Consider the following 11,126-nt stretch of genomic DNA (forward strand, 5'->3'; position numbering starts at 1 on the left):
CTTGTCCTTTCAAAAAACATTTTCTTATGAATAAAGATATTAAATATTTTGGAATAGACATCAGTCATTTAGTTTTCGATGTCACGGATTCAGATGGCAATTACTATCAGTTTAAAAATAGTATTTTAGGTTTTAAAAAGTTTGTAAAACTTATAGAAAATAATAGTCATTGTGTCATGGAAGCTACAGGATATTATCACTACCAGCTTGCCTATTATTTACTTGAATCAGGTATCAAAGTGTCAGTAGAAAACCCATTATCAGTAAAGCGTTTTATCCAGATGAAGTTGTCTAAGGTAAAGACAGATAAGAGTGATTCAAAACTTATCTGTGAGTATGCAAAACAGGTAGAAGTGAAACTTTGGCAAGGCAACTCTAAGCATCAAACAGAATGCCTTCAGATGACCAGACTCCTTTCAGTATATACAAAACAAAGCACCATGTTAAAAAACAAATTACATGGCGAAGCTGTTTTAGGTAATCCAAGTAAAGATGTTTTACGTTCCTTAAAACGCAGTTTGAAACAGGTTCAAAAAGAAATAAAAGCCATGGAAGAGAAACTAACGATGTTAGTAAAACAAGTGCATCAAGATGTTATAACACGTTTAAAAAGTATCCCAGGCATTGGAAAAAAAACAGCACTAATGTTGGTTGTTTTGACAGATGGTTTCGGGCGTTTTACAAGCGGAAGTGAATTGTGTAGTTATGCAGGTCTAACTCCTGTAATTAGAAAAAGTGGAAGTAGCGTAAATGGACGGAGCAGAATTAGTAAAATAGGTAATCAAAAGCTTCGGAATTTATTATTTATGTGCAGTTTTAATGCTTGTAAATACAACAAAGCTTGCAGAGAAATTTATGAGCGATTAGTAGCTAAAGGAAAGAGTAAAAAATTAGCATTAATAGCAGTTTGTAATAAGTTATTAAAACAAGCATTTGCTATTGCAAAATCAGGATTGGTTTACGATCAAACTTATCGAAGTGTTTTTGTGATAAATTAATGAGTTTTTACTTGTTTTTTACCACAGTACTTTGTTGTGCGTTCGTTTTTTATCAGTCTTTAATTATCATACATTTATTTTCCTTGATATCTTTTTCTACATATTTATACTTAATATCCTTTTTTACTGGACCATTATTATGGTACATAACAGTTACTTTATCATTTCTACCATATTTTTTAATTACGCCTTTTGTTTTATCAGTTTTCTTAAGAATGCTTTGAGTTTTTAGATATTCATTGAATTCTTTTTGTCCCATAGGCTTTTCAAATCTAACCTGTTTTCCACCTGATAATTGAAGTTTTCTAAAAAAATCGAACCTGTCGTAAAAATCTTTTGGATAAATTAGTTTCCTTTTGTCAAAGTCAAATTCCTTTATACTAATTGAAGCAATTAAATCGTCTATTGGTCTGTCAGATGTTGTTGGGTCGATATTGTCATATTCCTCAATAATAAAACGAGTTGTAACTTCTACTAAATCATATTTTTTTAATATAATATCGTTTTTTAGAGCAAAATTATGTCCGTTCATTTTTCGTTGAACACTTGGATATACCATTGCTTCTATATTATGTTCTGAATCTATTGGATAAAACAACTGTTCAGATGATATGGTTGAGCTGAAGAAATATTTTTTCGGATTGTCACGTTCAACTGGCATTGTAAAAACTTCTACAAAAAAGTCATTAATTATATAATATACTTCTTCTAGTCGATTACTGATTTTTTTCGGTGCTTTCATTTTTGGGTCAATAACCGCACAGTTAAGAGTCGCATTTTCCTTTGCCTTAAATAAGCTGATGGATATTACATCTCCTTTTTTTGGTTTAGTTTCCCAATAAGCTGTCGTTTCATCAGTTGCACAATGAATAACTTCTTCTCCAGGTAAATTGCAACGGTTGAATTTACTTAAATGACTTGGTGGTGAAAGAAGATGGTCTATATCTGTTATAAAATTTAGGTCTTTACCTAAAATATTAGTGTTACTCGAAATTCGGACTAAATATTCAGGTACTTGTTTTGAAAAAACTACAGGTTTTATATTGAAAAAAGTTCCAACATCTTTCTTTAATTCTGCAATTTCTTTATCAGAAAACTCGTGAAGTTTTGGTATTAGAGAACGATAATAATCAAGCTTTTCAATAATTTTTTCAGTAGGTTCAAGATTCATTGGTTCTTGATTCGTTTCGTTATTCGCTACTTTTTTAATCATTAATTTTCAATATTTTACTGGTTTTTCGAGTTTGAGTGGAAATGACGCACAACAATTGGATATAGACAATTGTCTATATCCACCTTATACATTCAAATTTAGTAATAAAAATGTAAATAAATTCTTTATTAATTTAAATATTTATTTGGATTGTAAGTTAAGTTAGATCTTTTATATTAATACCTGTTAATTGTATTTAATCTCTTTAATAAGATGTGTTTATTAAATTCCCTCAATATATTCGACAATATTTCGGCAAAATATGAAATAAAAAAAACCGTAATATATTGATTTCAATATATTACGGTTTATATGAGTACTCAAGGCGGGAATCGAACCCGCACTCCGAAGAATCGGATTTTGAATCCGACGTGTCTACCAATTCCACCACTTGAGCAGTAATAGGACAGCAAAAATATAGTTTTTTTCGATATTATGCGCAAAAATACTAGTCATTATACATTTTAGATTAAAATAAATGCATAAATTTGCACCTCGTTAAAAAACAGCTAGTGTTTCCGCACTCAAAAACAACAAGTTAACTATGCCAATTGTAATTACAGAAGCCAAAATTTTTGCATGTACACAAAGTAAAGTTCTAGGCGAAAAAATAGCCAAAGCATTTGGAGCAGAATTGGGTAATGTTATTACATCTACCTATAGCGATGGTGAGTTTCAGCCTTCTTACGAAGAATCTATTAGAGGAACTCGTATTTTCATTATAGGATCTACCAATCCTGGACCAGAAAATTTAATGGAAATGTTGTTAATGATTGATGCAGCAAAACGAGCATCAGCAAGACACGTAACAGCTGTATTGCCTTACTTTGGGTGGGCAAGACAAGACAGAAAAGATAAGCCTCGAGTACCAATTGCAGCAAAATTAGTAGCAAAAATGCTAGAAGCAGCAGGCGCAACACGTATTATTACTATGGATTTACATGCAGATCAAATCCAAGGGTTTTTCGAAAAACCTGTAGATCATTTATTTGCATCAACAATCTTTTTACCATACTTACAAAGCCTAAATCTAGATAATTTAACCATTGCGTCACCAGATATGGGAGGTTCCAAAAGAGCCTATGCCTATTCTAAAGCCTTAAAAAGCGATGTTGTAATATGTTATAAACAACGAGCAAAAGCCAATATCATTTCGCACATGGAGCTTATTGGTAATGTAGAAGGTAAAAATGTAGTGTTAGTGGACGATATGGTTGATACAGCCGGAACATTAACAAAAGCAGCAGATTTAATGATGGAGCGTGGTGCACTTAGCGTAAGAGCCATTTGTACACACCCTATTTTATCTGGTAAAGCTTACGAAAACATAAACAATTCAAAATTAGAAGAACTTATAGTAACAGACTCTATACCAGTAAAACCTTTAAGCGATAAAATAAAGGTATTAAGTTGTGCAGATTTATTTGCGCAGGTTATGGAGAAAGTACATAACAACCAATCTATCAGTTCAAAATTTGTAATGTAAAAAAGCGCTAAATCAATTATTTAAGCGCAACAAACATGAGTATTAATTATTAATTTTAAATAAACAAAATGAAATCAATTACAATCAACGGATCTCAAAGAGAAAGCGTGGGCAAAAAAGCAACAAAAGCCTTACGTAATGCTGGTCAGGTTCCTTGCGTATTATACGGAGGAGACAAGCCAGTGCATTTCGCTGCACCAGAATTAGCCTTCTCTAAACTTGTATACACGCCAAATGCGCATACAGTTGTGATTAATTTAGAAGGTGGCGAAGTATTAAAAGCAGTACTTCAAGACATCCAATTTCACCCAACAACAGACAGAATTTTACACGTAGATTTCTATCAGTTATTCGATGATAAGGAAATAGCATTAGATATCCCTGTACAACTTGTAGGTAACTCTAAAGGTGTTAAAAACGGTGGTGTTTTAAGAAGAAACAACCGTAAACTTCGTATAAAAGCTTTACCAGCAAACTTACCAGATTTTATAGAGATCGATATTACACCTCTTAAAATTGGAGATAAAGTTGCAGTAGGCGATTTACCAAGTGGAGATTACACATTCTTACACTCAGATAACACAGTAGTATGTCAAGTAAGAACATCTAGAACAGCAGTAGTAGATGCTGATGACGATGAAGATGAAGCAGGAGATGTACCAGCTACAGAAACTGATGATACAGCTGCAGTACAAGAATAAACTAGTATTGCACATTAATATAAAAGCATTCCAATATTTTGGGATGCTTTTTTGTTTTTACAACATTCTAATTAAGGCGTTACCACAAGGGTCGGGCTTTACACTATATCTTTTTAAAGTGTCATTGCTAGGAGTGGGTTACGTTACAATCTATTACATTATAGTTTAAACACAAGTTTTTATTTTGCGAACCTTTAAAAAGGATGCCGTTTCAATCCCTAACGCGGGTTAGCCTGCTAAGAGTAGTCAATAATAATAAACTATTTAACAGCACAAATTACACAGCACTCAGTTTTAAAAAAAACCTTTATTTTTGGCATGTTTAATGTATTTTAGCTTTTAAAAATATGTGGCAATCTTTCTTGAATTTATTTAAAAAGAGAAATTATATAGAAGAACAAAATCCTATGAAAAAATTTTTAATCGTTGGTTTAGGTAATATTGGCGAAAAGTACGAAAACACACGGCACAATATCGGGTTTAAAGTGTTAGACCACTTTGCAAATCAAGAAAACCTAACCTTCGAAACCCAAAAATTAGGCGATGTAACTACTTATAAACTAAAAGGAAGAACCTTTTTGCTTTTAAAACCAAGTACTTACATGAATTTAAGCGGAAAATCCATTCAATATTGGTTAACAAAAGAAAAAATTCCTGTAGAAAATCTATTAGTAATCACCGACGATTTAAACCTACCCTTTGGTAGCATACGTGTAAAAACAAAAGGAAGCGATGGCGGTCATAACGGTTTAAAAGACACGCAAAACACTTTAAATACCAATAAATATAACCGTTTTAGGTTTGGTATAAGCGATGCCTTTAGTAAAGGCAGGCAAGTAGATTATGTATTAGGAGAATGGACACCCGAAGAAACAGCAAAGCTTAAAGAGCGCTTAGATAAAGCATCAGAAATAATAAAATCTTTTGGATTAGCAGGTATAAATAACACCATGAATGCTTTTAATGGTAAATAAAAAAGGAAGGTTTTTTAAAACCTTCCTTTTTTATTTACTAACACCTTTTAGGTTGCCCTAAAGGGCGTGTATTACTCAATAATTATTTTTTTAGTTGCTTGCTTTATACCGTCACTAATATTTAAAATATACATACCAGATTGTACGTTGTTTAATTTTAAAGTTTCTTCAAAGTTACTGCTATTGGTATATGTGTTGTTATAAATAACGCGTCCTCTTAAATCTACAATGTTAACACTAATATTATTCGATGCTGCGCTATCAAGTTTAATGGTAAACTCACCTTTGTTTGGGTTTGGGTAAACCACCAAATCGTTAAACTCAAAGCTAGTAGTATGTAATGGAAGTAATTCTAACGAGCATACCTCTATAGACCAGCTGTTTAAAGCACCAATATCATCCACTCCAGAGTCGCCAAGACCTAGTAACCAATTACCATTGGCAGCTTCACCATTCCAACCACTAAGCGATGCCGATGGCGATTTCATGGTTAAACCATCGCCAGTTGTGGTACAGTTAAATTCGGTGCCATTATCATCAAAAGTAACTACTAAATTACTGTCTTCACCTTGGCAAGGCGTATACGATTCTAAAAGGGTTATTAAATTACCTTCAGGACTTTGTAATCCTAATAAAATATCACCAGGCCAATTATGCGATATGTTTACAGTAAGTGTAACACCCGAAACAGTTCCTGTTGCCGGTACGTTTACAAATGATACTTCGGTAAAATCACTTTCATTATCTGATATGGTTAAAGGTAAATTAGGATCTGTAGAGTTGTATGACGTACATGTTTCTACAATGGTGTAACCAATAGTGAAATCTTCGGTATTTATTGCGAAAAATATATTGCCTTCCGCTTCAACCATAACTCTACAAAAGGCCGATAATTCACTCGGCACAACTATGTCGTGCGATCCATCATTAGGTACATTACTCGCTAAAACAGTATCATAATTTAAGCCACCATCGGTAGATAGTAATATGTTTACATTAGCCGTATTAACGCCGTTTCCTGTTGTACCAGCTACATCCCAAGTTATAGTTTCGGTTGTGCCTTCAGACCAGCTAATACCAGTTGTATTTTGCGAAGTCACTAAAAACGGGCCAGCGTTTGCGGTAGTAGTAACAGTCATACCATCGGTTGCAGTTTGTCCGCCATCTTCATTATTGTCTCTTACCGTTAACTGGAAATTAATAGCTCTATCAACCGAGGCTAATTTCTCCCAAGTTGTAGATCCAGCACTAGTTTTTAAGTCTTTTAAATTAGGTATATATCGCGTTGTATTAGTTGTTCCTTCAAAAGAACGCACTAAAGGACCAGTGGTATTAGTTTCTTGTGGTAAACCTGCAGCTCCTAAATCGTATTGTTCCCAAGTGTAGGTGTGTGATGCTGTGCCATCGGCATCTGTTGATGCTCCTGTTAGTTTATAAGGTGTAGAAATAGGAATGGTATAATTTGCGCCGGCATTAGCCGTTGGTGCGCTGTTTGTTAAAGTGCTTTCGGTACTACAAGTACTAGCACCTGTGGTTATATTATCCCAAATCATTTGAATACTTTTTTGATGAAAGTAAACATCACTTTGAGATTGTATATTTTGTGGCGAACATAAACCTGCGTAAGCCATTATCGTACTACCACTTCCAGGTTCGTATGCATTGCTTGACTCTCTGTTGCCGGCACAATTGCTAGTACTTCCATTAAATGTGTGTGGTGCTCCAAATTGGTGTCCCATTTCATGAGCTACAAAATCTATATCGTAGGCATCTCCAACAGGTAGTGACGATCCTGTAATACCCATCGCTTTTCTAGCGGTAACACATGGTGAGTTTAAAGAGGCTAAACCACCACCACCAGTGCTAAATGTATGACCTATATCGTAATCTGCAGAAAGAATAGCGTTATCTATTTCAACTTGACTTTCATCTATTAAAAGATCTGCATCGTCATTGGTAAAATTATCCGAGTCAATAAAAATAAGATCTGTATTATCTACCATAACCATTTTTAAGGCTAAATCTTTTTGAAAAAGACCGTTAACACGAGTCATGGTAGTAACCATGGCTTGTAAAACAGCATTTTTTTTAGCGGCTTCAGAATCGGCAATTGTTAATCCAGCGGCTTTCCAATGGTATTCAGAATATTCAACCGTAGAAGCTAGCACTAATCTAAAGGTTCTTAATTTACTATCGTTTGCATTAAGTAATTTTGCACTGTTACTTGTTTCTTTTTCAAGCGTAAAATCATCCGGTACGTAACACTCAAACCCTTCTTTTAAAGCTGGTAAATCTCTTTTACTATAAGCTATATAAGTGTTGTTTTTAGTATACGGATCTAGAAATTGAGTGCCATTACCTGTAGATAGTGCCATAGCGTGCAAACCTTGCGGTGTTACACTAAAGTTTATTGTCGATGCTGGGTTTTTAATATTTTTACCCACATAAGTTCTAATTTCTGGATGTTTTTCTTGAAATGCTGGTTCTAAAATGGAAGACTCCTTAATGCTATATTTATCAAATCCACCTTCACTGTTTGGAAATTCTACTATTTGATTTTTTGTAATTTTTCCAGAAGCGTTTTTTGATGCAAGACTTAACTTGTTTTTAAGTTGGTTTACATCTAAAGTATAAAATATCGATTTTTTAGGTTCGGTTTTTCTATTTATTTTTTTTCCAGTTAAAGCTTCTTTCGCCGAAACCTGAGACCAAATAGTACTTGTGTTTTGTGCAAAAACAGACGTCGATAAAAAGATAAAAAGTAGTAGGTAAAAACAATTTTTAAGGTAAAAATGTTTCATAATAGTTTAAATTAGATTTTTTACGGGATGCTAAAAATAGGCTGTAAAAGTATCATTTGCAAAAATTTAACTCTCATTTTAAAATAACATATATTTGTTTATGAATTATTTATATGTGTTTTGTGTATTATTTAGCTTGGTATCGTGTAAAGCTAAAAGTAGTCTTAATACAGCTATAGCAAGCAAAGTAGAACGTGCTATTTGCCCCGAAAATGGTGCTTGTGCTTACGAAATTATTGAAAATAAAGCACTTAAGGTTGAAACAGATAATCTTGGTAGTCCGTACCTGGAAATGGTGGATAGTGATAGTTTTGTAGTAAAATTCGAATACAAGAAGAACGGAAATAGCAAATATCAAGATAGCGGATACCGTGAAGAAGTATTTATTGAACTTGATAAAAACAATCTGGACTTTGAAACTAGTAATTTAAAATTTAAAAAGCTTTTTTTCGCCCGTTGGTGCTATTGCAAAGGTCAAACAGGATATTATAAAATTAATCAAGGTAAGTTAAGTGTAACTAAGATTGATAAAACCAACTTTAAACTACATTTAGCTTTTACTGTTCCCGAAGTTCCTCAAATTATAAATGAAATAAATCACACCTTTAGTTTACAATAGCTACTTATAAATTTGATTTGAGTGTCATTATAACTAGTTTTGTAGAAAAGAAAAAGCTTGAAAACAAGGCGTAATTTAAATTCCTTACCAGATAAATCAACGGTTGTAACTATTGGCACCTTTGATGGTGTGCATATTGGGCATCAAAAAATAATAAAACGTTTAATAAAAACTGGAGAGGCAGAAGGCTTACAATCTGTTATTCTTACCTTTTTTCCGCATCCGCGCATGGTATTGCAAAAGGACTCCAATATTAAATTAATTAATACTATTAATGAACGCCATGATATTTTAGAGGATTCTGGACTAGATTTCTTAGTAATAAAAACCTTTACTAAAGAGTTTTCAAGACTCTCTGCCGAAGATTTTGTCAAGCAAATTTTGGTTGAAAAATTAAATGCTAAAAAAGTAATTATAGGTTACGATCATAGGTTTGGTAGAAACAGAAATGCCGATATTAATAATTTAAAAGTTTTTGGGGAAACCTATGGCTTTGGTGTCGAAGAAATTTCGGCACAAGATATTGATGATGTTTCAGTAAGCTCTACCAAAATACGAACGGCGCTAATGGAAGGCGATGTAGAACGTGCCAACAACTATTTAGGTTACCCATTTATGCTTACAGGTATTGTAACAAAAGGTAAAGGATTAGGTAAACAATTAGGATTCCCAACGGCTAATATTCATATTGAAGAAGATTACAAACTGATACCTAAACAAGGGTCTTATATTGTTAGTTCTACTATTAATGGTATTGATGTTTATGGTATGATGAATATTGGTATGAACCCAACAGTAAGCGGTAGTATGCAAACTATTGAAGTCCACTTTTTTGATTTTGAAGCTGATATATACGATCAAACTATCAAAATAAATTTGCTAAATAGAATTCGTGATGAACAAAAATTTAATTCAGTTGAAGCCTTAAAAGATCAATTAGCAAACGATAAAATTACCGCATTAGCATACTTTACAGAAAAAAATGCTGAATAATTGGCTATTTAAACATATAGATAATTCTGCTTTAATAGTATTCAGGATTATTTTTGGCCTACTTTGTTTTTTAGAGTCTGTGGGTGCAATTTTTACCGGTTGGATAAAACGTACTTTAGTTGATCCTAGTTTTACATTTAATTTTATAGGTTTCGAGTTTTTACAGCCATTACCAGGTAATGGTATGTACTATTACTATGCCGTTATGGGTGTTTTTGGCTTACTTGTTATGGTTGGCTATAAATATAGGCTTAGTATATTGGCATTTACATTGATGTGGTCGGCGACGTATTTAATGCAAAAATCGTCTTATAACAACCATTATTATTTATTAATGCTATTAAGTAGTATTATGGTGTTTTTACCAGCCAATACATATGCCTCGGTAGATGCTAAATTAAACCCAGATATTACAAGTTATTCCATGCCGCAGTGGTGTCGTTGGGTTATTATATTGCAGCTTTTTATCGTGTATACTTATGCGTCAATAGCAAAATTATATCCCGATTGGTTAGACACTACCTTTATCGAATTATTGATGAGAGGCAAAAAAGACTATTGGTTAGTTGGCGAGTTTCTGCAGCAAAAATGGTTACATCATGTATTGGCTTACGGTGGTATTTTGTTTGATGGTTTAATTATTCCATTGTTATTATTTAAACCAACACGAAAGTATGCTTTTGTGGTATCTATTTTCTTTCACCTGTTTAATTCAATAATATTTCAAATAGGTATTTTTCCATATTTATCACTTTCATTTTCATTATTCTTTTTTTCATCTGAAAAAATTCAAAAACTATTTCTTAAAAAGAAACCCTTTTATAATAGTGAAACTATAATAATTCCAAAGTTAAAAACACCTTTGTTAATCGTGTTTATAGTCTATTTTATTATTCAAATTGGGTTGCCGTTAAGACATCATTTTATTGAGGATAATGTGTTGTGGACAGAAGAAGGTCATCGATTATCATGGCGTATGATGCTGAGGTCCAAAAGTGGAAAAACAAAATATTGGGTTGAAAATAAAGAAACAGGGCAACGTCATGTGGTTAATTTAAGTGGTTATTTGTCTAAAAAACAAATAAGAACCGCAAGTACAAAACCAGATGTTATATGGCAGTTTGCTAAACACTTAAAGCAAAAGTTTAAGACCGATGGTGTAGATGTGGCGGTGTATGTAGAGAGCAAAGTTAGCATTAACGGAAAACCCTATAAAACCTTTATAAATCCTGCTATTGATATTGCAAATGAGGAGTGGGATGTTTTTAAACATAGCGATTGGATTTTACCATTAAAGTAGAGTGGTTTTAAACTTATTACCGTTTTATTTCAAAATAATAT

General features: G+C 32.9%; 9 protein-coding genes and 1 tRNA gene. 7 read left to right on the forward strand and 3 right to left on the reverse strand.

Translation table 11 applies throughout. The features are described from left to right. The first annotated feature begins 26 nt into the window (after positions 1-26). Positions 27-998: an IS110 family transposase gene (locus AAFN75_RS07495; protein ID WP_411808473.1), complete on the forward strand. Its 972-nt coding sequence runs from the start codon at positions 27-29 to the stop codon at positions 996-998. Between the two features lie 52 nt (positions 999-1,050). Here AAFN75_RS07495 and AAFN75_RS07500 read toward each other — a convergent pair whose 3' ends face one another. Both AAFN75_RS07500 and AAFN75_RS07505 read right to left on the reverse strand, forming a co-directional pair. Further along, positions 1,051-2,211, reverse strand: coding sequence for a hypothetical protein (locus tag AAFN75_RS07500; RefSeq protein WP_411808976.1), 1,161 nt, complete (start codon positions 2,209-2,211; stop codon positions 1,051-1,053). Between the two features lie 317 nt (positions 2,212-2,528). Next, positions 2,529-2,608, reverse strand: a tRNA-Leu gene (locus AAFN75_RS07505). Positions 2,609-2,755: 147 nt separating this feature from the next. On the opposite strand from AAFN75_RS07505, the gene AAFN75_RS07510 reads away from it, so the two are divergent. From AAFN75_RS07510 to pth, 3 genes are all read left to right on the forward strand, one after another. Further along, complete coding sequence (locus AAFN75_RS07510; protein WP_144114957.1) at positions 2,756-3,697, forward strand: ribose-phosphate pyrophosphokinase; 942 nt, start codon at positions 2,756-2,758, stop codon at positions 3,695-3,697. Positions 3,698-3,765: 68 nt separating this feature from the next. Continuing rightward, complete coding sequence (locus AAFN75_RS07515) at positions 3,766-4,398, forward strand: 50S ribosomal protein L25/general stress protein Ctc (protein WP_411808977.1); 633 nt, start codon at positions 3,766-3,768, stop codon at positions 4,396-4,398. Positions 4,399-4,805: 407 nt separating this feature from the next. Continuing rightward, positions 4,806-5,372, forward strand: a complete 567-nt coding sequence (gene pth, locus AAFN75_RS07520) for an aminoacyl-tRNA hydrolase (RefSeq protein WP_411808978.1) — start codon at positions 4,806-4,808, stop codon at positions 5,370-5,372. A 71-nt stretch (positions 5,373-5,443) separates the two neighbouring features. Here the strand turns inward: pth and AAFN75_RS07525 are convergent, their stop codons facing one another. After that, positions 5,444-8,173 carry a reprolysin-like metallopeptidase gene (locus AAFN75_RS07525; RefSeq protein WP_411808979.1) on the reverse strand — a complete coding sequence of 910 codons (2,730 nt, stop codon included), beginning with the start codon at positions 8,171-8,173 and terminating at the stop codon, positions 5,444-5,446. Between the two features lie 100 nt (positions 8,174-8,273). Here AAFN75_RS07525 and AAFN75_RS07530 point away from each other — a divergent pair, with 100 nt between their 5' ends. The 3 genes from AAFN75_RS07530 to AAFN75_RS07540 are packed head-to-tail and all read left to right on the forward strand — an operon-like array spanning position 8,274 to position 11,085. After that, entirely contained in the window at positions 8,274-8,792 is a 519-nt protein-coding gene (locus AAFN75_RS07530) for a hypothetical protein (protein ID WP_411808980.1), read from the forward strand. 57 nt (positions 8,793-8,849) lie between these two features. Beyond that, positions 8,850-9,785: a bifunctional riboflavin kinase/FAD synthetase gene (locus AAFN75_RS07535; RefSeq protein WP_411808981.1), complete on the forward strand. Its 936-nt coding sequence runs from the start codon at positions 8,850-8,852 to the stop codon at positions 9,783-9,785. Further along, positions 9,775-11,085 carry an HTTM domain-containing protein gene (locus AAFN75_RS07540; RefSeq protein ID WP_411808982.1) on the forward strand — a complete coding sequence of 437 codons (1,311 nt, stop codon included), beginning with the start codon at positions 9,775-9,777 and terminating at the stop codon, positions 11,083-11,085. Before AAFN75_RS07535 ends, AAFN75_RS07540 begins: the two co-directional genes overlap by 11 nt. Positions 11,086-11,126 lie beyond the last annotated feature (41 nt).

It is taken from the genome of Algibacter sp. AS12 (assembly GCF_046736315.1).
Classification (GTDB): Bacteria; Bacteroidota; Bacteroidia; order Flavobacteriales; family Flavobacteriaceae; genus Algibacter_B; species Algibacter_B amylolyticus.

Bases quoted from the DNA above. Each gene is read 5' to 3' on its own strand.
- AAFN75_RS07510 (WP_144114957.1), top strand. From the start codon at position 2,756: ATGCCAATTGTAATTACAGAAGCCAAAATTTTTGCATGTACACAAAGT.
- pth (WP_411808978.1), top strand. From the start codon at position 4,806: ATGAAAAAATTTTTAATCGTTGGTTTAGGTAATATTGGCGAAAAGTAC.
- AAFN75_RS07530 (WP_411808980.1), top strand. From the start codon at position 8,274: ATGAATTATTTATATGTGTTTTGTGTATTATTTAGCTTGGTATCGTGT.
- AAFN75_RS07515 (WP_411808977.1), top strand. From the start codon at position 3,766: ATGAAATCAATTACAATCAACGGATCTCAAAGAGAAAGCGTGGGCAAA.
- AAFN75_RS07500 (WP_411808976.1), bottom strand. From the start codon at position 2,211: ATGATTAAAAAAGTAGCGAATAACGAAACGAATCAAGAACCAATGAAT.
- AAFN75_RS07525 (WP_411808979.1), bottom strand. From the start codon at position 8,173: ATGAAACATTTTTACCTTAAAAATTGTTTTTACCTACTACTTTTTATC.
- AAFN75_RS07495 (WP_411808473.1), top strand. From the start codon at position 27: ATGAATAAAGATATTAAATATTTTGGAATAGACATCAGTCATTTAGTT.
- AAFN75_RS07540 (WP_411808982.1), top strand. From the start codon at position 9,775: ATGCTGAATAATTGGCTATTTAAACATATAGATAATTCTGCTTTAATA.